The following is a 21,767-nucleotide window of genomic DNA, read 5'->3' as shown; positions in this document are numbered from 1 at the left end:
ACATGCGGGAGACGTTCAAGCTCGTGGCTCTCAGCCTGCTGGTGACGCTGGTGGGTCTGGTGGTGGGCGCCGCGGCGGTTTCGCCGGCCGTGCCCCTCATGTACAAGCTGTATGCCGGCGCCGCGGTGGCGGCGGGCCTGCTGCTCTGGGTGTTGAGCCTCGGGGTGCGCGCGATGTCGCGTGCCATCACGGCGCGTCGCGCACGCAGCACTCGCTCGTCGCTGGCTACGCGTCCCGTGACCGGCAACCTGCCGGCCGTGAAGATGACCGGCCGTGCCGCGCGCACGCCGCGTGCGGTGCAGGCACTCGCGGCGGCTGGTGCCGAGCCCACCGAAATCGCATGGAAGACGGGCCTGCCGGTGGATGCAGTGGCCATGCTGCTCGAACTGGGTGGCCCGGCGGTGGCGGCGCGGTAATACAAACGAGCCGCCGTTCCCCTGTCCTCACGGACGAACCCGCATTTCGTTGTGTGCGCCGGTCTCGATGCGCACTTCGAAGACGCGCGGATAGTCAGCAACGTGATTCTGGACGACAAAGGCGCTGTTGCCACGAATTGCACTTGGAGCGCCGAACCACTCGGTGTCCCTGACGGTGCCCTTGGCCGTGAAAGTCTCGAAATCCTCCAGTTCTACCATCAGCCAAGTCACCTGTCGTTCACCAATGGTTGATGAACTGTCGATCAGCATGCTCGCAATTACACGGTCCCGATCGCAAACGATCGCTGACATGCCTCCTTTGACGAAAGTGCCGTTCGAGTTGGCCTTGGGTTTCGGCCGAATCGGAGAATCCCGATAGACATGGTTGAAGCGTACAGGTCGCTCCTCGTTTTCTAGCGACACGGTGGCCAGCTGCGAAACCCACCCGTTGATCGAGGTGACGTAGGGTTTTTCCTTTCGGTCAACGGACGCGCAGGTCGCAAGCCCTCGGTGGAGCGCCTCTGTCTGGCGCTCAGGTCCTTGTCCATCCACGAACAGACCGGGCTGTATCTGTCGACCTGACCGATCTACAATGCGAAAATGTGCCGCTCCTTGTCCGCGAAACTGCCTTCCGTTCGGTGTGCCTCGATTTGACAGAAGATCAACTGAAATGCCGTATCGTCCGGAATCGATTGAAGAAATGTAGAACGCGTTGAGCCAGGCAGAATCGGCCAGACTGAGCTGATTGGTTCCCAACGGTTGTCCGCTGGTGCTCCAAAGCGCCATCCACTCTTCCGCCCGATCTGTCAGGACGAGAGTGTCGTTCGACACTGCCATCGAAGTTGCGAACTCCATATCCGTCGGGCCGCGTCCGCATCGTCCGAATCGACGTGTCACGCTGCGCGTAGACCGCGCGAAGACCACGACCTCACAGGTCGAACGATCAAACACGAACAGTTCCTTGTCCGTCGCAGCCACCGCACTGATGACCCCGAGCATCGCCGAGCCGGTATCCGAACCGAAGGTCCCGAGAGGCGTCACCTTCAACGTGCCGGCCGTACTGAGCGAAACCGGCGTGGGTTCCGGCAAATCACGCCAGGTCCAGGGGTCCCGCACCGCTGGGTCGGCACCAGATGTGCAGGCGGCAAGCACGATGCAGATCACTGCGCGACCGGGAACTGCGTTCATAGTCGCGCTGCCGAACTCGTCTGATCTACGTCGCGCAGGTCAAGTCGGACTTCGTACACCCGCGGATAGTCCGCAACCGTGTGCTGCACGATGAACGCGCTTTGACCGTGAATGGCACTCACAATGCCAAACCACTCGGTGTCTTGTCGCTTGGCGCGCGTGGCATACAGCTTGTGCTGTAGCAGATCGACCGCCACCAAGGTGAGTGTGCGATCCAGTTCGGCACCGGTACTGTCCATGGTCACGCTCGCCACCACCTTCTCAGGGTCGCAGGCCGCCCGCGTGAAACCTCCCTGATTGTACGAATTGGGAGTGCGTTCGCTCTTCTGGGGCCTGAGCGGCAGATCAGTGAGGAGCACATTCATACGAATGGCATGGACCGCGCTTTCGAGCGAGACGATGCTGAGTTGTGGTACCCACATACTCATGGACGCGACATACGGTGCACCGCGTCGATCCTTTGAAGCACACGTGAGGAGAGAGCGGAATAGTCCTTGTGTCTGCCTTTCGGGGCCGTCTCCGTCCACGAACAGCCCTGGCTCAACCTGTCGACCGAAGTAGTCGATCACGCGAAAGTGCGCGGCACCTTGCGCACGATAGATCCGCCCGTTTCGACTACCACCGTTCGGCAGGATTTCAACAGTGATGCCAAGCCTGTCAGGTCCAACCGGTGAGACGGAGATCGTGCGCGACGACGCAGAATCGGAGAGGGAGAACCGACTTGTACGCAGGGGGTTGCCTGCAGTACTCCACAAGCTCAGAGATAAACCTTGCCTATCTGCCAGTATTAACGTGTCGTTCACAATAGTCATGGAAGTCGCGAACTCCATATCGGTCGGCCCGCGCCCACACTGGCCGAAGCGACGCGTCACCGTGCGTGTTGATCGCGCGAACACCACCACTTCACACGTCGACCGATCGAATACGAACAACTCGTGGTCGGTCGCAGCCACAGCCGTTATCGCCCCAAGCATTCCAGCCCCGGCATCCGAACCAAAGGTTCCGAGGGGTGTCACCTTCAGGGAGCCGGCCGTGCTAAGCGAAACCGGCGTGGGCTCCGGCAGGTCGCGCCAGGTCCATGGGTCACGCAGAGCGGGATCGGCACCGGTACTGCAGGCGGCAAGGGCGACGCTGACCACAGCACGCAAGGGAAGCCGGACCATACAAGCCCTTAAAGGAAACGGACCAACGGGCGGTGGATTGAACTAAGATACGGACGCTCGCGGCAACTCCGACCGCCCACCCCCCCGCCCGGCATCATTTTCCGCCAATCGCCGGACCGCCGGAGCAGGCACGATTTGCCGGCTAAACGCCCAAGTCATTGAAATATAACACCTTGTGAATTTCTGAGCGCGCCGCGCCACCGTGGCACGACCAATGCTTTTAACGCTGGCGAGTTCGTGTCCCTTTTCCGGTCCCGACATGCCAGGTCCCGTCCAATCCAACGGTATGAGTTCCGCCGCCGCCGCGCTCCAGATGCTGGAACGCCGCCAGGCCGTGCTCGCCAACAACCTCGCCAACGCCTCCACCCGCGGCTTCAAAGCCGAGGTGGCGTTTGCGCGGCTCAGGGACAACGCCCTCGCCGCCACCGACACTGCCGTCAATCTCGAGGCGGGATCCTTCACGCAGACCCACAACCCGCTCGACCTCGCCATCGAGGGCGACGGGTTCTTCGTGGTCCGCACCCCCGGCGGTGAGCGCTTCGTGCGCAACGGCACCTTCCAGCTCAACCCCGATCGCCAGCTCGTCGACGCCAAGGGCAACCTCGTGCTCGGCGAAGACGGCAACGGCATCACCATCCCCACCGGCCAGCTCGAAATCGACGCCAGCGGGCAGGTGAGTGTGAATGGCAAGCCGCTGCAGCGCCTCAAGGTCGAGCGCGTCGCGCCCGGCAGCGACCTCCAGCACGAGGGCGGCACGCACTTCGTGCCCGACGCCTCGCGCCAGGTCGTGCCCGCCAACGAACGCAGCGTCAAGCAGGGCTTCGTTGAGGAGTCGAACGTCAACACGCTCTCGGCCATGACCGACATGATCAGCGTGCTGCACCGCTACAGCGCCGCGCAGAAGGTCCTCACCAACCTCGACGCGGCACGCGAAATCGCCGTGACCGACCTCGCTCGTCCCGTCTAAGGCCAACAGGAAACACGACCATGGATCCAGCACTTCGCGCAGCCGCCTCCGGCATGAAGGCGCAGACCACGCGCACCGAAATCATCGCCAACAACCTCGCGAACGTGAACACCTCCGGCTTCAAGCGGAGCCGTGCGCACTTCGAGGACTTGTTGTATCAGACCGTGCAGGGCACGCAGATCATCGGTGGCACCGAAGCCGAAACGCTGCCCGCCATTCAGGTCGGACGTGGCACGCGGCTCGCCAGCGTCCAGCGCCTGCACGAGCAGGGTCCCATCGAACAGACGGGACGCAACCTCGACATCGCCATCGAAGGCGACGGATTCCTGCAGGTCCAGCTGCCCACCGGACAGATGGCCTACACGCGTGACGGCAGCCTGCAGATTTCCGATCAGGGCGTGCTCGTGACGAGCGGCGGCCAGACGGTGCAGCCGCCCATTCGCATTCCTGTCGACTCGTCGGAACTCACCATCTCCGTCTCCGGTGTGGTGAGCGTCAAGCGCGGCACCGATCTGCTGCCGACGGAAGTCGGCCGCCTCGAGCTGGCGCGCTTCGCCAATCCGTCGGGCATGCTCAATCTCGGGCAGAACCTGCTCGCGCCCACCACGGCCTCGGGTCAGCCGGTCATCGGCTTCCCCAACGAAGACGGCATGGGCCGCCTGCAGCAGGGCAGTCTCGAAGGCTCGAACGTCGAGATCGTGCAGGAAATGGTGGAGATGATCGCCGCCATGCGTGCCTACGAAATCAACTCCAAGGCCATCAAGACGGCCGACGAGATGGGTCAGATCGCCAACAACATCACCCGCTGAGTCGCGTCATCATGTCGCCCGTGCTGCTCCTGGCTTCCCGTTCGTTCATCCTGCTCGCGCTGCTGCTCGGCAGCGCGGCAGTGCTGCGCGCGCAGAATCCGACGGCAGCCGCTGGCGACATCGTACGCGACAGCGTTCGCGACAGCGCACCTCTGGCCCGCGATCAGCGCCGCGTCACCTACACGGTGGCCACGCGCGCGATTGCCCGCGGGGAAGCCCTGCGCGCCGAAGACATCGCGCGGCTCGACACCGTCATCACCTGGCGATGGAGTGCGGCGCCCGACACGACGCCGGCGCAGCCGGGCTGGGTGACACGCCGTCCCATTGCCATGGGCGAAGTACTGCGCGCGCCCGCCGTGTCGCCGCCGGCCGCCATCACCGGTGGCCAGCCCGTCACCGCCATCTGGCAGGACGGTGCCCTGCGCCTTGTGCTCACGGGTGTGGCCACCAACACCGCCGCCCTTGGCAGCACCGTCGGCGTCCGCATCGATCGCTCACGTCGCCTCGATGGGGTGGCCGTCGGCCCCAATCTCGTTCGTCTCCGCTGAGTCTTTTCTCGAGAGTCCACACATGATGTCTGCATCCACATCCCGACCGCTGCTTGCCGGTGCCGCCCTCTGGCTCATGGGCATGGCCGCCGTGCTGGCCACGCCAAGCTGGCTGCCCGCGCAGCCCGCCACGGGCACACAGCAGAGCACGCAGCAGAGCGCGGCGAACGGCAGCAGCAACGCGCCGGCCACGCCCGCTCGCACGTCCTGGGTCTCGGATCGCCGGCAGTTCGCGGTGGGCGACATCATCACGGTGCTCATCGACGACTACACCATTTCCACCGCCGTCAAGGAGAACATTGCCACCGACAACCGCACCCGCGGTCTCGGCGCCAATGTCCGCACCCCCGGCGAGTCGCAGAGCGTCGGCCTCGACACACGCAACAGCGCCGATCAACAGCAGCGGGGTCAGGCGCGCCGTGAAAATCGTTTTCAGAACGAAATGAGCGTACGCATCGTGGCCCTCGGTCAGAACGGTCTGCTGCAGATCAAGGGCACCAAGGTCATCGACGTCGACAAGGCCAAGCAGGACATCGTCTTCACCGGCTGGGTGCGCGCGCAGGATGTGTCCGTCACCAACGTCATCGAATCGAGCCGAGTCGCTGACGCGCAGCTGGGCTACGCCTCACCCGGCCCGCTGGGCAAGCCCAAGCAGGGCCTCATCACCAAGATCATCGGAGCCATCTGGCCGTGAACGCGATTGCATACCGGTTCGCCGCGCCCGCGCTGCGCGCACTCGCCATCGCCGCGCTGCTGCTGCTCCTGCTGCCCACCACCTCGTTCGCACAGAACGACGTCAAGATTCGCGACCTCACCTCGCCTGAGGGTGCCCTCCCGGTGCGCCTCGTGGGCTACGGCCTCGCCATCGGTCTCGACAACACCGGCGATCGCGCCATCGGCGGCCAGTCCGCCGGCCCCACGGTGCAGAGCGTGGTCAACATCCTGCGTCGCTTCAACATTGAAGTACCGGCGGATCTCATCCGCATGCGCAACGTGGCGGCGGTGCTCGTCACCGCGGAAGTCTCGCCCTATCTGCGACCGGGCGGCCGCTTCGAAGTGCATGTCTCCAGCATCGGTGACGCGCGTTCGCTGCGCGGCGGCCAGCTGTTCATGACGCCGCTCGTGGCCGACCCCAATGGCCCGCCGCTCGCCAGTGCCCAGGGCACGCTCATGATCAGCGACGGGGGCACGGCCACGCGCTACATGCCCTCGCACGAGACCAACGGCCGCATTCCTACGGGCGGCGTGCTCGAGGCTGACCTGCCGCGCCCCACCATGGCCGCCACGTCGCGCCTCTTCCTGCGGGAGCCCGACCTGGGCACCGCCACCAAGATCGCCACCGCCATCAACGCCACCATGGGCGAAAAGACCGCGGTGGTGGAAGACGAAGGCTCGGTGCTCGTGACGCTGGCCGACTCGGTGCAGAAGCCCGTGGCCATGGCGCGCATTCGAGACCTGGGCATTGCACCGGAATCGCGCGCCCGTCTCATCATCGATGGCAAGGACGGCACCGTGGTGGCCGGCGGCGACATGATTGTCGGCGCCGCGACCGTGAGCCACGGCGCCATCACGCTGTCCATCGGCAAGCTCGCCGATGATGACACCGCCGCCATTCCCGGCAGCGTGCGACTGCCCGCCGGCATTCCGGTGCAGCGCGTGGCCACGGCCCTGCACGCTGTGCAGACGCCCGCCAACGAGATCGCCGCCATCTTCGCCGCACTGCGCGAAGTCGGCGCCCTCACCGCCGAGGTCATCGTTCGGTGATCTCCCCCATCGCCAACCGACCCGTTGCCGGGCCGATGTCGGGCACGCAGCCCGGCCCGGCCCAGAGCGAAGACGAGAAGCTCCGCCAGTCCGCGAAGCAGCTCGAAGGGCTCTTTGTGCAGCAACTGTTCAAGGTCATGCGTGAAACTGTTCCGCAGCAGGAAGGAATCGTTTCAGGCGGGGCCGGCGAAGAAATGTTCACAAGCCTCATGGATCAGCACCTAGCTGCCGAAACTCCCACGCAGTGGGAGGGCGGCATGGCGGAGGCGCTGTACCGTCAGTTGCGCGGCCGCCTGCCGGCCGCTTCGTCCACCGTGTCGCCCCCCGTTTCCGAATCCCGCTGATGTCGCCGACGACACTCTACGCTCCAGAATCCGTGTCCCGCCCCGCCGTGCCATCCACGGCGTTGCTCGACACACTCCACGACGCGCTCGTCAGCGAGCGGCGACTGCTCGATGATCTCATCGCGCAGATGCGTCGCCAGCGCGCGGCCGTGGCCAGCGACGACATCCAGGGTGTCGACGACAGCACCTTCGCCACGCATCGCATTCTCGCCACGCTCGGCCAGGCGCGTCAGCGCCGCCGCCAGCTCAACGTGCTGCTGGGTGGCAGTGAAGACTGCACACTGCGCGAGCTCGAAGAACTCCTCGGTGCGCAGGTGGACGACCGCTTCCGCGACGCCCGTGTGCGCCTCCAGCAGGCCGCCGACGTGCTCACACGCGAAGTGGGCATGAACCGCAAGCTGCTGCGCGAAGCGCTGTCCAACACGGATCAGCACGTGCGCACGCTCGTTGGCGCACCCGTGGCGCCCTCCACCTATGGCGCCGAGGGGCTTGCCCCGACCACGCCGGGCGCGCCGCGCGGCGTGCTCTTCAACCGGGCGGTGTGACATGAACGCCGGAGTGTTCAGCGTCGCCCGCTCGGCCCTGCTCGTGCATCAGACCGCGCTCCAGACGATCTCGCAGAACATCGCCAACGCGGAGACGCCGGGCTACTCGCGCCAGGAAGCACAGCTCGCTGCCAACACCCCGGTCAACTTCACGTACGGGGCCGTCGGCACCGGCGTGAGTGTCACCAACATCATCCGCAAGCGCGACATCCTGCTCGACGACGCCTTCCGCTCGGCGACAGGACTCGACGGCGATGCCGGCATGCGTCGCGATCTGCTCTCGCAGCTCGAGGCCGTGTTCGGCGAGCCCAATGATGCGGGCATGGCCAACGCGCTCGATCAGTTCTGGAACAGCTGGAGCGACCTGTCGGCGCAGCCCGGCAGTCTTGCCGCACGCGCCGTCGTGCAGCAGCGCGGCCGACAGCTTTCGCAGATGTTCAACGACTTCGATACGCAGCTCACCACGCTGCGCACGTCGAATCTCGAGCGACTCAGCAACGCGGTCGGCAATATCAACTCGCTGGCCCAGCAGGTGGCCGAGCTCAACGTGCGCATCGTGTCGTCGGAATCGAATGGCAATATGGCCAACGATCTCCGCGACATGCGCGACCTCAAGCTCGACGAACTCTCGCGCGTGGCGGGGACGCGGGTCATCAACCAGGCCAACGGTAGCGTCACCGTGCAGATCGGCAACTCGGTGCTGGTCGAAGGCGACTCGGCCACGCCGCTGTCGGTGAACTACGAGACCATCACCCCGACGCCGACCTTCCCGGTCACGGACGTGCCGGTGCGCATCCGGTTGGGCTCGAATCCCGACCGACTCGCGCCCTTGAGCGGTGAACTGGGCGCGATGGTCGATTTCCTCAACACCGAAATCCCGGCCTCGCGCACACGGCTCGATGCCATGGCCGATCAGTTGGTGACGGCCGTGAATAACGTGCACAGCACGGGCTACCTGTTTCCGACAGGCACCGTGCCGGGCACCGCCGCCGGCAACTTCTTTCAACCGGCCACGGTTGCGGTACCAGTGCGCGCGTCCAACCTGCGCCTGCACGCCGATATCCTGGCCGACCCGCGCAACATCTCGGCCAGCGGCTCCATCAGTGGCCCGTCGGACAACACGGTCGCGCAGGGGCTCGCGTCGCTGCGCATCAGCCCCAACACCGTCACCTACACGGGCCCGAACGGTGCCACCGAAACGGGTTCCTTCTCGACTTTCTTCCGCGGCCTGGTCACACGCGTCGGCATCCAGACGCAGTCGGCCACCGACCAGGCGGGCGTGACCGCCACGCTCGTGGAACAGGCGGAGCGTCGTCGCCAATCGGTCAGCGGCGTCAGTACCGACGAAGAACTGGTCAATATGCTGCGCGTGCAGCAGTCCTATCAGGCGGCCACGAAGCTCATCAAGGCCGCCGAAGAAATGCTCGACACGCTGCTCAACCTGGTCTGATCGCGATGCTCATTCTCGGACGCCGCGAAGGCGAATCCATTCTCATCGACGGCGGCATTCGCATTGTCGTGGTCTCCTGCGACCGCGGCGGCGTGCGCATCGGCATCGAAGCGCCGGGGTCGGTCAAGATCCTGCGTGGCGAGATCGCCGATCAGGTGGCCAAGGAGAACCAGCGGGCCGCCACGGCGCCGGTGAGCCCCGAGTTCATGGCGTCGCTCGGCCTCGGCGCACCCGTCAAGCCGAGCGCCTGATGATGCCGGAGCCCTCAGCGGGCGCGTCGACTGGCCGCCAGGGTTGGGAGCGCGAAGCCCAACATCCTGCCCTCGCGCAAGACTTGCCCGTTGCTGGACTCCAGCAGCCACGCGATCGCCGCGACATCGGCTTCGATTCCGGTCTCGGCCTCGGTCTCGACATCGGGCTCAGCCCGCTCGAGGCCGTCCTGCGTGTGCTCCGGAATTGCCCCGATGTCGACACGCAGTTGCACCGTGTCGCCGACCGTCTCGAGCGTCACCACGACCGGTCCCCCGGCACGTCCTGCCGCCAGGACGGCAACAACGGCGGCATGAGCGACCGCCTGCGGGTCAGCACGCACGGGCAGCACATCACCGCGGGCCTCGACACGCAGTTCGCCATGCAGGTCGCCGGGCCGGAAACGCGGGTGCTCCCGCACCAGATGCCGGGCCAGATCGACAGCGTCACCGAGCAGCATGGGCTCCACGCCGGCTTCGTCCCGTTGGGGCAGCTGCCGAAGGGTCTGCAGCAGGCCGTCGAGTTGCACGGCATCGTCACGCAGACCGCCCACCAGCCGTTGGTCCGGCATGATACCTGCATCAAGCAGTCCGATGAGCGCCTCGAGGGTGCCCAGCCGGTTGCTGAGGGTATGTGCCACGCCACCCAGCAACTCGTCATGCACGGAGAGCCAGCGACGTACGCCGGCCGCCGTGGTGCGGCTTTGCCTCGCGAAGCCGCCCTGCGCGCCACGCGCCGCATCGGCACTCACTGATTCGTTCACCCGCACCCGGGATCCTCTCGCGTGTTTGTCATCATCGGCCTCGTCGTCGTCTTTGGATCTGTCATCGGTGGCTATGTCATGCACCATGGCAAGATCGCCGTGCTCATCCAGCCGAACGAGTTCATCATCCTCGGCGGCGCGGCCCTGGGCACGCTCATCATCGGCAACCCCCCGGCGGTGCTGAAGGCCTGTGTCAGTCAGATGCTCGGCCTGCTCAAGCCCAACCCCTACGGAGCCAAGGCCTACGCCGAGCTGCTGCAGGTACTCTACGAGGTCTTCCAGAAGGCCCGCAAGGACGGCCTCGTGGGCCTCGAGGCGCACATCGAGAATCCCGAGTCCAGCGACATCTTCCAGAAGTACCCGTCGTTCATGGCCAACCACCACGCCGTCTCGCTGCTCTGCGACACGCTCAAGGTGCTGCTCACCGGCACGGTGGAAGACCACAATCTGGCCGACATCCTCGATGTCGATCTCGAGAAGCACCACCACGAGGCCATGCTGGCGCCGCACGCCATCACCACGGTGGGTGACGCCATGCCCGGTTTCGGCATCGTGGCCGCCGTGCTCGGCGTGATCATCACCATGGGCTCGATCGGTGGCGCAGCCTCCGAAATCGGCGAAAAGGTGGCTGCCGCCCTCGTCGGTACCTTCCTCGGCATTTTGCTCGCCTATGGCGTGTTCGGTCCCCTGGCCAAGGCCATGGAGACCCGTCTGCACGCCGAACACGACTACATGCTCTGCATCCGCACCGCGCTGCTGTCGTTTGCGCGTGGTGATGCGCCCATGACGGCCGTGGAGTTCTCGCGCCGCAACATCGAGCCGCACGAGCGTCCGAGCTTCAGTGAGCTCGAGGAACTCACGCGCAAGAAGGCGGCCTAAGTCATGGCGGCTCGCGGCGGCAAGAAGGTCGTCATCGTCAAGAAGAAGATCGTGGGCGGCGGGGGCCATCATGGTGGCTCCTGGAAGGTGGCCTACGCCGACTTCGTGACGGCCATGATGGCCTTCTTCATGGTGATGTGGATCCTCGGCATGGACGACAAGACCAAGCAGGCCATCGAGGGCTACTTCGCCAATCCCGTGGGCTACAAGAAGGGCTTTGGCGCCGGTTCGAGCCCGCTGTCCAGCGGCAGCTCGCCGTCAGCCATCCAGAAGACACCCATGCGCATGATCGTGCGCACCACCGAGCAGCGCACCTTCGAGACGCTGCGCCGCAGCATTCTCGACAAGCTGGCCGAGAACGATTCGCTGAAGAAGCTCAATGCGGTGGTGGATGTGCAGGTCACCAACGAGGGGCTGCGCATCGAGCTCATCGAGTCGGGCAAGGGCGACGTGTACTTTCCCATTGGTTCGGCCAAGATGAACGCCGCCACCATGCTCACCCTGCAGCTGGTGGGCGCCGAGCTGCGCGAGATGGAGAACAAGATCGTGCTGGAAGGCCACACCGACGGGGCTCGGTATGGCAGCGACGGTGCGTACGGCAACTGGGAGCTGTCCACCGACCGTGCCAATGCGGCGCGGCGCGTGCTGCAAAGCACCGGTGTGGCCGCCAATCGTGTGGTGGAAGTGCGTGGCTACGCCGACACCAAGCCGCGTGTGCTCAATGACCCCATGGCCCCGGCCAACCGCCGCATCTCCATTCTGCTGCCCTTCACTGCCACGCCGGAAACGGCGCCCAACGCGGAATCCCTCGCGGCGCAGAAGGCTGATTCGCTCATCGCCAACATCGCCCAGCCGCTGCGGAAAGGGTACTGAAGCGGGCTACCTGAACCGCAGGTACAGCCCGAAGGCGTACATATCGCGGCGGACACCCTGACTCCTGGGAATGAGCGTCACGCGCGCCATGGCGCCGAGCGCGATCTTCTCATCCTTGTCCAGGACGTCAAACCGGAATTGAGAGCCGCGCTGCGCCGCGCCGTCGTTCCAGTACCAGGCGGGGCCTACGGCGATGTTGAGTTCTGTTGGCCCTGCGAAGGCCGCCACGCCAAGTAGCGCGTTGAGGCCGCGGGTATCGCCGTCTGGGGCGCAGCCCCCACTGGCGGTGATGAGACATTCTGGTGCGGTATCGCCAAATACCTGTGTTCCGCCTGCGCCAAGCGTCAGCGACACATTCTGCTTGCGAACGATACCGCGGGTGGCGAGAACGTCCAACAAAATGCCGTTCGGATCCTCAAACGTTCCGCCCCGCGTTCGATGCATGCCAACGCCAAGAGCCAGCCCGCCGCCTGGTTGAGCCTCGGCAGCCGACACTGAGGCGAGCATCGCAGCCGCATATAGAAGTCGATCGGAGCAATTCATGGTGTCGTTGGTTGACGATCCGGCTTTGTCGCGGTTGACGCAGAGTCGCTGATACCCTTCACCGGGCTGAGAGTGCCGTGCCCGCGACCGTGTGTACCACTCAAGCCGGCCCCTATCGCGCCGTCACCGCCGCCAATCGCGTATTGGCCCACTGTAGCGACGCGGCGGAGAAGGCCGACTCGCTCATCGCCAACATCGCGCAGCCGCTGCACAGGGGATACTGAGGGGAGGACAGCCCGCCCCACAGCAACTGAACGTCACTGCAAAGCGAGCTGCCAATCTATACATGGGTCAGCAGATCACCGATTCTTTTCCAGCCAAATCCGAGCAAGACGCTGTACTGGACAGACGCGGCGCCCTTGAACAGATGTGCAATCGGTGGAATCTGCGGCAAGCTGCGCGAACAGAGCGCGCACTTCCCCATCACGATAAGTCTCCAGGCCAGTTGCGGCAAAGAGCCTCGTCGAAGGGTTTGCGTCTGTCCCCAAACGAAGCAGGGTCGCACGAACGTCTACCTGTCGCAGTGCGGGGATCCACTTGCGACCGTCCTCTGAAGCCATCACTGCCAGTCCCTGAGCTGACCTTTCTCTGTCTGGCGCCGAATTGGAGCGACTCAGGGTGAGCAGTCGATTGAGCGCGGGCTCGCCCAGCCGTGCGAGCCCAACAGCCGCGTTATGGCCAGTTGGAAGTGCATCAAGCAAAACATCCACGGCGATCGGCTCCCGCAGCTCCGCCACCATCCAGATCAGATCCCCGAAGTAGTTGCTGAAGATTTCCGACTGGATGCGGACTTTTGTGTCACGTACAAAGCGCTGTTCCCGACTCAGAAGGGATACAACCGCCTCGCGCGCTCGCCGCTCTTCTTCAGGCGCACGCGCCATCGCCGCTCTCCATGCGGCTTCCGGCGCACCCGGACCACTAAAGGCGCCGGCTCCAAGCAAGGTGTAGAATGCATGGATTCGCGTGCTCTGCTTGCTGCTGCTGAACTGGTCAACCAACAGACTCACGGAAAGGGAACGGGTCGATCTACCGTCCAGCTTGGCACTTGTGTTCTGCGACTGTGCAGTTGCAGCCAGAAGAAGTGATACCAGAACTGCGTACGCAGCACGGCTGGATAGGGTAAGCATCATCGATTTCTCCAGTCGGCATGGGTACAGTTGGTTCCGCAAGGTAGGTTGGTAGGTTCAACATAGGATGCCCCTGCTCGCCACGCTGCGTCAGCATACACCTTCCACTCGTCGTACCCGTTGCTCGAAACGTCAAGGTCTACGGCATCACCAGCCATGTGCCGGCTGCTCGGAGCACCACCAACCTGCGCGTTCTTGTGCGGGCATCGATATACGCTGTTGAGGGTGCGGGGAACTCCATCGATCTCGACAATCCACCGAGCCAGTCCGTAGGTCGCGTTAGAACCTATCTGCAACGGGCTCCTAATGATTGCCCAACTGTGTGGACTGTTAACCGTCAGTTGCGAGTATCCATAGTAGGGATTTGACGATGTGCGAGTAAACGATCCGCAGGAAGGCGTTGGGAGCCCAGGCGCCATGCTGTTGTATTCACCGATCATCGTATCTCGTTCATCGTTGCATGCGGGCGCGCCACCCCCACCACCTCCCGTCCCGCCTCCACCGCACTCATACGGAAAGCATGGATCAACTCCAGGATCATATCCTTCACACGTTCCGTGGAAGTTGTACCACCCGTCAGAGCACATCTCAACGGTACCGTTGCAAATTGATCCACCACTTCCGTTTTCTACCCACCCGCTGTCACATGTGACTGTGGTGTGAGCTGAAGTCAATTCGCCTGGATTGCTGAGGGGCGGTCGGGTGATCTCCGCGTTATCGAAGCACGCGGCAGACCCACTCACCAGTAGTGCAATCAGTAGCCAAACTCGGGTGGCCATCTACTTTACCTCGTTGAATAGGTCCACAATTGCCAAGTGAAGCTGGTCACAAGGCCAGTAGGGCCAGGCTAGCTCTTCCCAGCCTATCCGCGCAAGTCCTTAGTCGGCCCTTACAGGACGCATCCGGCCCTTTCACTTCATTCTCCTCGAGATTTCCTACCGCGCCGTCACCGCCGCCAGTCGCGTATTGGCCCAGTGCACCGCCTCGGCATACAGCGACGGAAGCTCCATGTTGCCCGATAGCGTGTCCACCAGCGGCCAGTCGGCATTCTCGTAAGCATCGGCCAGCAGCAGCACGGTGGCGTACAGCCCACGAGGAAGCCTTCGCGGCTCAAAAGGCGGACTCGCTCGTCTACACCATCGCGCAGCCGCTGCGGAAGTGCTATTGAGCGACTGCTGAGTCACAGACTCACTACCTTCGTGATGCGGCGGCTTCAATTGGCTTCGACAAGCGATAGCGCTCGACTACTGGAGAACCGTCCTCATCTGTACTCCAGCCCCATGCTTCAGCGCGAGACGCGCGAACCAGGCGGAATCCCTTGGGCAATGTCACACGGGCCTCGGTCTCGCCCTCTTTGCTGAGCACCCAATAGGTGTCACCGCCCTCGCCGCTCGGCCGCGGCGACTTGAGCCACAGCGAGCCGTCTTCGCCCATCAGCATGCTGGAAGTTGATGGCCAATAGCTGGTACGCACCAGAGAGTCTCGAATCATGCGTCGGTCACCCTGCACGCGAATATTCCCCTTGATGAGAAACGGCATTGCCAGTGAATCGACGAGCTTGTTGACATCACGATCAGTTAGCGGAAAGCGCGGGAGATCGACACGTTTGGACTTGAGTGTGTCACCGGTCAGCGACAGATAGCTGAGCCGGAGCTCCTCGGAACCGAGCCCTCTGAACGAGACTGGACCAAGGGTGACAAGAGCTACTCCATCTCCGCTCATTACCCAGTGGGCTTGTTGGACAAACGGCTGCGCGCGATTCACCTGCCCGGCACTGCGTGTTGTCTTGATGTCAGCTGGAATGACGCTGAAGCGAAGCGTTTGTCTCCTTTCCCAGGACGTGGCAACCGTGTCGAGTACCTGTCCACGCGAATCAGTGCTGACGAACAAGGCTGGAGCTTGACCACCAAGCGCCTGAGAAGTGGCCTCCGCTGCTCCCTGATTGTTGACGTAGACCAGAAAGCCACGAGCTGTAACGCCGGCAACGGACGCAACGCCACGAACCGCCGGATTCAGTGAGAACGTGCGAACGGTGGTACCCGCAAGACCAAATGCCGTTACGCGCGAGTTGCCGTAATCCAGCACCCACAATGAACCCGAGCGAACGACAAGCGCCCGAGCATTGCGAAACTCGCCTGGACCATCTCCGCGACGACCGAGCGCCTTCAGGTGCTTGCCAGAAGGACTGAAGACACGAATGGTCTGGTCGGACCGCTCCAGAACATAGATCCGACCTGCGCTGTCCACGGCGAGATCATTGATGGCGGTGAGAAACCACGACGCGCCGTCCGGTGGAGTCGCCCTTGCTTCCTTCTTGTACTCCTGTGGCTGGACCACACGAATAGAACCCTGAGCATTCACCACCACCGTGGTGCATCCCAAGAGTCCTGCAGATATCAGACATTGACGAACGATGCCCAGGGCGCGTCGGCGCGTCATGATTTCGAGTCTCGATGCTACGCTGCTCCCGGTCGCGTGATCGGCACCTTTCGGCAGCTCCGCATCCAACTTACTCATGCCAACGATCGGCCGCTGGCTCCTCCTACCGCGCCGTCACCGCCGCCAGTCGCGTGTTGGCCCACTGCACCGCCTCGGCATACAGCGACGGCAGCTCCATGTTGCCCGACAGCGTGTCCACCAGCGGCCAGTCGGCGTTCTCGTAGGCATCCGCCAGCAGCAGCACCGTGGCGTGCGGCCCGCGTGCATGCAGCAGCGCATCGCGCACGTCGTCGCTCACCGGCAGACGCTCCAGCACCTGCTCCATGGGCAGGCCCAGCAGGCGGTCCATGCGCGAGAGCAGGCCCACCAGGAAGCGCGCCGCCGGGTCACCGTGCGCACCGTGTGCCGTGACCACCTCGCAGAAACGTCCACGCACCAGCGCTTCCACCACCGCCTCGTGCGCCACCGCGCTGCGCGACCCCACGCTGGCCACCAGCATGATGAGCATCCAGCGAGACAGCGCCTCACGTCCCACCAGGCGAATGGCGTAGGGAATGGAATCCACACCACGCCCGCCGAACGAGGCCGAGTTCACAATGCGCAGCAACGAAAGACTCAGCGACGGATGGCTGCGGAACGCCTCCTCCACCATCGTGTCGGTGGCATCGGGCTCATTGAGCAGCGCCATGATGTGAAACACCGTGGCCTGCTGCACATTCACCGCGCGGCCGTCGAGTGTCTCCGGCTTGCTGAACACATAGCCCTGGAACAGCTCGAAGCCCACGTCCCGTGCGGCCTGCAGCACCTCGGGCGTTTCCACCCGCTCGGCCAGCACCGTGATCTCATGCGCGCGCAGGCGCTGCACCATGTCGCGCATCACGCGCACATCGGGCACCGGCAGCACGTCCACCTTCACGATCGACACATAGGGCAACAGCGCATCCAGCGACCCACGCCCGTCATAGTCATCGAGGGCCAACACATAGCCATCGGCCACGGCGCGGGCGCAGGCATCCACCACCGCCGGCGTGCCATCGATGGACTCGAGCAGCTCCAGCACCACCGCCTTCGGATCGAAAATCTTGTACAGCTCGCCCGTGAGGTGCTCTTCGGTCACATTCACGAACGCGGTCGTGCCACCGGTGAGCCGATCCAGACCGATGGACAGCAGGGCATGCAGCGCCGTGTCACCACACATGAGAGCCGGTGAGACATCGGTGCCGGCGTGTGTGGCCTCCTGATTGGCCCGGTACAACAGCTCGTACGCCACACGCTTGTTGCGTGCGTCGAAGATGGGCTGACGAGCGATGAATACGTGTTGCGCCGTCGGTGGCGGCGTCACGTCGACATCGGAAACGGGCATGCAGGGCGAACGGGCAGGGGAACGCCGACCGAAGCGGGCGGTACGATTCGTAGAACAGGGTGGCGCGGCGCACCGGGTGGCACGACGCTCCTCTCTCCGACTATCGTCCAGCGTATGGCGCAACTTCAGTGGACTCGTTCGGCGCGGACTTCCCGGACCTCGCGCGGCCTCAAGCTGGCCGGCGCTGCCGCCCTGTTGGCCTGCGGCGGCGACCGCAAGCAATCCGCAGCCGTGGACTCTGCCCTCGCCCGCGACCTCACCCTCGCGTCGTCCGCCACCTCCACGGCCATCCCCGCCGACACGGCCCTCGCCTCGCCAGAGCCGGTGGCCACGCCGGCGCCGGCGTCCGCCCCAACGTCAAGTCGCCCGACGGCCACCAAAACGGTCGCCCCTCGTACGACATCATCGCGCCCTAAACCCAGCACCAACCCGGCAGCAGCGCCAATACCAGCCACTGAAGCACCAGCGCCTGCACCAGCAGGCCCGCCCGCCAGCAGCAGCAGCAGCGCAGCGAGCCCGGAAACTGCACCGGCCAACACCGGCGCCGGATCCGGACCGGCCGGCCGAGCCCCGTCGCTGGGAACGGGCCTCATTCTGGCCGGCGCCACCAACGCCGAGATCTGCTCGCTGGCCAACAAGCCGGGCGACCGCTTCGTGGTCTCGCTGGGTCAGGCCGTGCAGGGCAATGACGGCGCCATGCTGCCGGCCGGTACCCCGGTGCTGGTGGAACTGGCCTCGGCAACCGCCGAGGGCGTCTTCACGTTCCGTCTGCGTGGCATTCAGCGGGATGGGGTCTTCATACCGGCCCAGGGCACGGTGGACGTAGGCAGCGCGACGCTGACAGAGAAGCAGGTCTCCAAGGGTGGCGACGCCGGCAAGGTGGCCACGGGAGCGGTCATCGGCGCCATCCTGGGTCGTGTCATTGGCGGCGGCAATCGCGGCACCGTCATCGGTGCGGCCGGTGGCGCAGCGGCCGGCACGGTAGCGGCCGCCCGCAACAAGGTCACCGAACGCTGCCTGCCCGCCGGCGTCACACTCAGCGCCACCCTCACCGCCCCTCTCGTGCTCTCACCCGCGACGCCGTGATCGAAGTCTCCGGCTATTCCAAGCAGTACGGCGACACCCTCGCCGTGAATTCCCTGTCTTTCACAGTAGCACCCGGCGATGTCCTGGGTCTCGTGGGCCCCAATGGCGCCGGCAAGACCACAACCCTGCGCGCGCTGGCCGGCATCCTCCAGCCCACGTCGGGGAGCATTCGCATTGCCGGTGTGGACATGCAGCAGGACCCGGTGGCCGCGAAATCCAGGCTCGCCTTCATTCCCGATGAACCGGCGCTCTTCGACTACCTCACAGTCGAGGAGCATCTGCGCTTCGTGGCCCGCTTGTATGGGGTGGCTGATGCCGAGTCGCGCATTCCGGGGCTGCTGGAGGAGCTGGAGCTCACCGCCAAGCGCGACGCGCTGCCTACCGAACTTTCGCGCGGCATGAAGCAGAAGCTCGCCATCGCCTGTGGCTTGCTGCATCAACCGCGTGTGCTCCTGCTCGACGAACCGCTCACCGGTCTCGACCCGGTGGGCATCCGGCGCATGAAGGAGACCATTCAGGCGCGCGCGCGTGAAGGCACCGCCGTGGTCCTCAGCTCCCATCTGCTGCATCTGGTGGAAGAACTCTGCACCCGTCTGCTGGTCATTCGCCGCGGCGAAGCCGTGGCCTTCGGCACCATTGACGACGTGGTCACCGCGCGGCCCGACCTCGAAGGACGCACGCTCGAAGAAATGTTTATCGCGCTCACGGGCTGACGCGTGAAGGTCGACCCATGAGCACTGCACGCACACCGGCCCCGCTGCGGGCCATGCTCTTCCTCTACTGGCACGCGTTCCGCAATCGCCTGCGTGCCCAGGCCGCGCGCGCCCGCAATCCACGTTATCTCGTGGCCGTGGCACTCGGCGCGTTCTATCTCTGGTGGGCGCTGTTCCGCAACACCCGCGGCGCCGACGCGCCCTTCTCCACCCTGCTGCAGTCGCCCACGACGCTGCTCATTGCGAGCGCCCTGCTGCTCATCACCTCGGCACGCTGGTGGCTCTTTGGCAGTGACCGCAGTGCCCTGGCCTTCACACCGGCCGAAGTGCAATTCCTCTTCCCGGCGCCCATCAGCCGCCGCGGACTCATTCACGCCAAGCTGCTGCGCATGCAGCTGGCCATTCTGCTCAACACCTTCGTCTTCACCGTCATCTTTCGCGGCGATGCCACCTCGCTGGTCAGCTGGCAACGCGCCACGGGCTGGTGGCTCCTGTTCTCCACACTCGCCATGCATCGACTGGGCGCGTCCATGGTGCGCAGCGCCGCCATTGAACACGGCCGCGCCGGCTGGCGACGCGTGCTGGTGTCTGGCGTGGTGTTCGGTGCCATGTTTGCCGGTGTCGCCTTTGGCTTGATCACGGCGCTCCCGGAACTGCGCGCCGCCAGTGACCAGGGGCTGCGCGCCTTTCTGCGTGCCGTAAGCGCGGCGCTCGAAGCCCCGGTGCCCCACGCCGCACTCTGGCCGGTGCGTGTGCTCATTGCCCCGGTGCTGCACACCGGCACCGCCGTCTGGGCACGCGAGGCCTTGCTGGCCGTTGGCGTGCTGATGCTGCATTACACCTGGCTCGTGCGTCTCGACACCGCATTCGAGGAAGCCGCCCTCGACCACACGCGCTACCGCGCCGAAGTCATGCAGCGCTTCCGCAGCTCACAAATGGGCGAAGCGCGCTCCAAGAAGGGCAAGCTGGTCAAGGTGCCGCGTCTCGCCCTCACCGGCCGGCCGGAAGTGGCCATTGCATGGAAGAACGTGGCCGCCGCCCTGCGTGGCGGCTCATGGAAGACCCAGCTGGTGAGCTTTGTCGTCGGCCTCGCGCTGCTCGCCACCCTCGCGCGCAGCACCTCACGCAACGCGGCCGACATGTTCGTGGGCGTCTCCATTGGTTGGGGGGCCATGCTGCTCTTCATAGGCCCCCTCTGGATGCGCTTCGACCTGCGTCTCGACCTGCCTCGCCTGGCCATGCTCAAGACCATGCCACTGGCCGGTTGGCGCATCGTCACCGCGCAGATTGCAGCCGTCACCCTGCTGCACTCCATCACCGTGTGGTCGCTCATGGTGGTGCCGCTGGTGTTGCTCATTCAGGACCCCACACTGTTCGAAGCCACCGGCGCCACCATTCCCATTCTGGCGGCCATTGCCGTGGGCGTGCCGGCGTTCAACGCGCTGATGTTCACCATTCACAACGGCGTGGCCCTGCTGTTTCCTGCGTGGGTGCGACTCGGCACCGAAGCCCGCGGATTCGAAACCATGGGACAGAACCTGCTCACCACGGGCGCCACGGCCTTCGTGGCTGCCGTCGGTCTGGTGTTTCCCGTGGGCGCGGCGCTGCTCGTGCTCTGGCTCACCAATGACTGGGGCGGCTGGTCCCTGCTCCTGGCCACCACGCTGGCCAGCCTCGTCATTGCGCTGCAGCTGTGGCCCGTGCTGCGCTGGCTGGGCACCGTCTTCGAAAACACCGACGTCAACGACGTGGCTGCTTCGCTCTGATCACAGACGGGTAGCAAAACACCGACTGTAACAGAGCGACTGGCCCCGCCACCCTTTCGGTGGCTGCGGTTTTTGCCTAACCTGCGAGTATCATGTCCGACGAATTCGATCCGACCGATGACAGCCCCGCGCCTGATGACGGGGAGGCCAAGCCCGCCGTCTTCGTGACCACGCGGGAGCCGGTGACGGTGCAGATCGCGCAGCTTGACGATCCCCGCGCCCCGGAATCCTCTGCGCTGGCCGCCTACATCGACGGCCGCATGGTGGCACGCAGCGCCATGCCCGCCGAAGCCATCGCGCGCCTCATTGATCTCCGCCTGTTCGAAGAGCCCGTGCCCCTCGGCCTCTTTGCCTACGAAGAAGAACCGGGTCTCCAGTGCCGGCTCTTTGCCCTCGTGCCACGCGCCCTGCTGGAGGCAGAAGCCCACAACGCCGAGCCCTGGAAGGCCAGCGTACCCAGCTACGAATCCGCACTCGGCGCTGATAACGACGACGATGACGAGGAGGACGAGGACGACGAGGAAGAGACGCCGTTCGAGACCATCCTGCTCGGCCACATCGTGCGCTTCGAGAAGGACCGCAAGCATCCCGATGATCTCGCGGCGGAGGCGGTGGACATCCTGCAACGCATCATCCATGGCGCCGAGTCGCTGGAGGATGCGGACAAGAAGGCGATCGATGATCTGCTGGGGTCCTTGTGATGCGGCGAGATCGTTGAACTGAAGGTGTGAGGATCAGAGGATTTGAGGATTGGAGAGGCGGGCGTCGGAGG

26 protein-coding genes are annotated in these 21,767 nt (G+C 64.7%); 17 read left to right on the top strand and 9 right to left on the bottom strand.

The window, feature by feature from the left end; all coding sequences use genetic code 11:
* Window positions 1-2 precede the first annotated feature (2 nt).
* Window positions 3-416 carry a hypothetical protein gene (locus tag B2747_RS14610; protein ID WP_291162452.1) on the top strand — a complete coding sequence of 138 codons (414 nt, stop codon included), beginning with the start codon at window positions 3-5 and terminating at the stop codon, window positions 414-416.
* A 27-nt stretch (window positions 417-443) separates the two neighbouring features.
* Here B2747_RS14610 and B2747_RS14605 read toward each other — a convergent pair whose 3' ends face one another.
* Window positions 444-1,604, bottom strand: a complete 1,161-nt coding sequence (locus B2747_RS14605) for a hypothetical protein (protein WP_291162449.1) — start codon at window positions 1,602-1,604, stop codon at window positions 444-446.
* Window positions 1,601-2,032 carry a hypothetical protein gene (locus tag B2747_RS14600; RefSeq protein WP_291162446.1) on the bottom strand — a complete coding sequence of 144 codons (432 nt, stop codon included), beginning with the start codon at window positions 2,030-2,032 and terminating at the stop codon, window positions 1,601-1,603. Before B2747_RS14600 ends, B2747_RS14605 begins: the two co-directional genes overlap by 4 nt.
* 1,021 nt (window positions 2,033-3,053) lie before the next feature.
* Here B2747_RS14600 and B2747_RS14595 point away from each other — a divergent pair.
* Genes B2747_RS14595 through B2747_RS14555 form a run of 9 tightly spaced genes read left to right on the top strand, consistent with a single transcriptional unit; the run spans window position 3,054 to window position 9,445 of the window.
* The gene (locus B2747_RS14595; protein WP_291162443.1) at window positions 3,054-3,734 is read left to right on the top strand and encodes a flagellar hook-basal body protein; all 681 of its coding nucleotides are present in this window, start codon (window positions 3,054-3,056) and stop codon (window positions 3,732-3,734) included.
* Between the two features lie 20 nt (window positions 3,735-3,754).
* On the top strand, window positions 3,755-4,543 hold the full coding sequence (gene flgG / locus B2747_RS14590; RefSeq protein ID WP_291162441.1) for a flagellar basal-body rod protein FlgG: 789 nt from the start codon (window positions 3,755-3,757) through the stop codon (window positions 4,541-4,543).
* 11 nt (window positions 4,544-4,554) lie between these two features.
* Complete coding sequence (gene flgA / locus B2747_RS14585) at window positions 4,555-5,091, top strand: flagellar basal body P-ring formation chaperone FlgA (RefSeq protein ID WP_291162438.1); 537 nt, start codon at window positions 4,555-4,557, stop codon at window positions 5,089-5,091.
* 22 nt (window positions 5,092-5,113) lie between these two features.
* Window positions 5,114-5,785 (top strand): flagellar basal body L-ring protein FlgH, encoded by a 672-nt coding sequence (locus tag B2747_RS14580; protein ID WP_291162436.1) that lies wholly within the window; start codon window positions 5,114-5,116, stop codon window positions 5,783-5,785.
* The gene (locus B2747_RS14575) at window positions 5,782-6,855 is read left to right on the top strand and encodes a flagellar basal body P-ring protein FlgI (protein WP_291162434.1); all 1,074 of its coding nucleotides are present in this window, start codon (window positions 5,782-5,784) and stop codon (window positions 6,853-6,855) included. Before B2747_RS14580 ends, B2747_RS14575 begins: the two co-directional genes overlap by 4 nt.
* Window positions 6,852-7,199 carry a rod-binding protein gene (locus B2747_RS14570; protein ID WP_291162431.1) on the top strand — a complete coding sequence of 116 codons (348 nt, stop codon included), beginning with the start codon at window positions 6,852-6,854 and terminating at the stop codon, window positions 7,197-7,199. The genes B2747_RS14575 and B2747_RS14570 overlap by 4 nt, the downstream gene beginning before the upstream one ends.
* 32 nt (window positions 7,200-7,231) lie before the next feature.
* The gene (locus B2747_RS14565) at window positions 7,232-7,744 is read left to right on the top strand and encodes a flagellar protein FlgN (protein WP_291162428.1); all 513 of its coding nucleotides are present in this window, start codon (window positions 7,232-7,234) and stop codon (window positions 7,742-7,744) included.
* Between the two features lies 1 nt (window position 7,745).
* Window positions 7,746-9,194, top strand: a complete 1,449-nt coding sequence (gene flgK / locus B2747_RS14560) for a flagellar hook-associated protein FlgK (protein ID WP_291162425.1) — start codon at window positions 7,746-7,748, stop codon at window positions 9,192-9,194.
* Between the two features lie 5 nt (window positions 9,195-9,199).
* Window positions 9,200-9,445: a carbon storage regulator gene (locus B2747_RS14555; protein WP_291162423.1), complete on the top strand. Its 246-nt coding sequence runs from the start codon at window positions 9,200-9,202 to the stop codon at window positions 9,443-9,445.
* A 14-nt stretch (window positions 9,446-9,459) separates the two neighbouring features.
* Here B2747_RS14555 and B2747_RS14550 read toward each other — a convergent pair whose 3' ends face one another.
* The gene (locus B2747_RS14550) at window positions 9,460-10,206 is read right to left on the bottom strand and encodes a hypothetical protein (RefSeq protein ID WP_291162421.1); all 747 of its coding nucleotides are present in this window, start codon (window positions 10,204-10,206) and stop codon (window positions 9,460-9,462) included.
* 21 nt (window positions 10,207-10,227) lie between these two features.
* On the opposite strand from B2747_RS14550, the gene motA reads away from it, so the two are divergent.
* Window positions 10,228-11,085: a flagellar motor stator protein MotA gene (gene motA, locus B2747_RS14545; protein WP_291162417.1), complete on the top strand. Its 858-nt coding sequence runs from the start codon at window positions 10,228-10,230 to the stop codon at window positions 11,083-11,085.
* 3 nt (window positions 11,086-11,088) lie between these two features.
* On the top strand, window positions 11,089-11,958 hold the full coding sequence (locus tag B2747_RS14540) for a flagellar motor protein MotB (RefSeq protein WP_291162415.1): 870 nt from the start codon (window positions 11,089-11,091) through the stop codon (window positions 11,956-11,958).
* A gap of 6 nt (window positions 11,959-11,964) precedes the next feature.
* Here the strand turns inward: B2747_RS14540 and B2747_RS14535 are convergent, their stop codons facing one another.
* Complete coding sequence (locus B2747_RS14535) at window positions 11,965-12,465, bottom strand: hypothetical protein (RefSeq protein WP_291162412.1); 501 nt, start codon at window positions 12,463-12,465, stop codon at window positions 11,965-11,967.
* 113 nt (window positions 12,466-12,578) lie between these two features.
* On the opposite strand from B2747_RS14535, the gene B2747_RS14530 reads away from it, so the two are divergent.
* Window positions 12,579-12,725: a hypothetical protein gene (locus tag B2747_RS14530; protein ID WP_291162409.1), complete on the top strand. Its 147-nt coding sequence runs from the start codon at window positions 12,579-12,581 to the stop codon at window positions 12,723-12,725.
* A gap of 75 nt (window positions 12,726-12,800) precedes the next feature.
* Here the strand turns inward: B2747_RS14530 and B2747_RS14525 are convergent, their stop codons facing one another.
* The 5 genes from B2747_RS14525 to B2747_RS14510 all read right to left on the bottom strand — a co-directional run bounded on the left by B2747_RS14525 (window position 12,801) and on the right by B2747_RS14510 (window position 17,430).
* Entirely contained in the window at window positions 12,801-13,631 is an 831-nt protein-coding gene (locus B2747_RS14525) for a hypothetical protein (protein WP_291162406.1), read from the bottom strand.
* Window positions 13,628-14,047, bottom strand: coding sequence for a D-Ala-D-Ala carboxypeptidase family metallohydrolase (locus B2747_RS20160; RefSeq protein ID WP_343125908.1), 420 nt, complete (start codon window positions 14,045-14,047; stop codon window positions 13,628-13,630). Before B2747_RS20160 ends, B2747_RS14525 begins: the two co-directional genes overlap by 4 nt.
* A gap of 516 nt (window positions 14,048-14,563) precedes the next feature.
* On the bottom strand, window positions 14,564-14,704 hold the full coding sequence (locus tag B2747_RS14520) for a hypothetical protein (RefSeq protein ID WP_291162403.1): 141 nt from the start codon (window positions 14,702-14,704) through the stop codon (window positions 14,564-14,566).
* A gap of 115 nt (window positions 14,705-14,819) precedes the next feature.
* Window positions 14,820-16,145, bottom strand: coding sequence for a 6-bladed beta-propeller (locus B2747_RS14515; RefSeq protein WP_291162399.1), 1,326 nt, complete (start codon window positions 16,143-16,145; stop codon window positions 14,820-14,822).
* Window positions 16,146-16,170: 25 nt separating this feature from the next.
* Window positions 16,171-17,430, bottom strand: a complete 1,260-nt coding sequence (locus B2747_RS14510) for an EAL and HDOD domain-containing protein (protein ID WP_291162397.1) — start codon at window positions 17,428-17,430, stop codon at window positions 16,171-16,173.
* A gap of 231 nt (window positions 17,431-17,661) precedes the next feature.
* On the opposite strand from B2747_RS14510, the gene B2747_RS14505 reads away from it, so the two are divergent.
* The 4 genes from B2747_RS14505 to B2747_RS14490 all read left to right on the top strand — a co-directional run bounded on the left by B2747_RS14505 (window position 17,662) and on the right by B2747_RS14490 (window position 21,696).
* Entirely contained in the window at window positions 17,662-18,516 is an 855-nt protein-coding gene (locus B2747_RS14505) for a hypothetical protein (RefSeq protein ID WP_291162396.1), read from the top strand.
* Complete coding sequence (locus B2747_RS14500) at window positions 18,513-19,229, top strand: ABC transporter ATP-binding protein (RefSeq protein ID WP_291162394.1); 717 nt, start codon at window positions 18,513-18,515, stop codon at window positions 19,227-19,229. The genes B2747_RS14505 and B2747_RS14500 overlap by 4 nt, the downstream gene beginning before the upstream one ends.
* A gap of 17 nt (window positions 19,230-19,246) precedes the next feature.
* Complete coding sequence (locus B2747_RS14495; protein WP_291162391.1) at window positions 19,247-20,995, top strand: putative ABC exporter domain-containing protein; 1,749 nt, start codon at window positions 19,247-19,249, stop codon at window positions 20,993-20,995.
* 92 nt (window positions 20,996-21,087) lie between these two features.
* The gene (locus B2747_RS14490) at window positions 21,088-21,696 is read left to right on the top strand and encodes a hypothetical protein (RefSeq protein WP_291162390.1); all 609 of its coding nucleotides are present in this window, start codon (window positions 21,088-21,090) and stop codon (window positions 21,694-21,696) included.
* Window positions 21,697-21,767: the final 71 nt, after the last annotated feature.

This window comes from Gemmatimonas sp. UBA7669 (assembly GCF_002483225.1).
Taxonomy (GTDB): domain Bacteria; phylum Gemmatimonadota; class Gemmatimonadetes; order Gemmatimonadales; family Gemmatimonadaceae; genus Gemmatimonas.
This window is presented reverse-complemented; position numbering and strand designations above follow the sequence as displayed.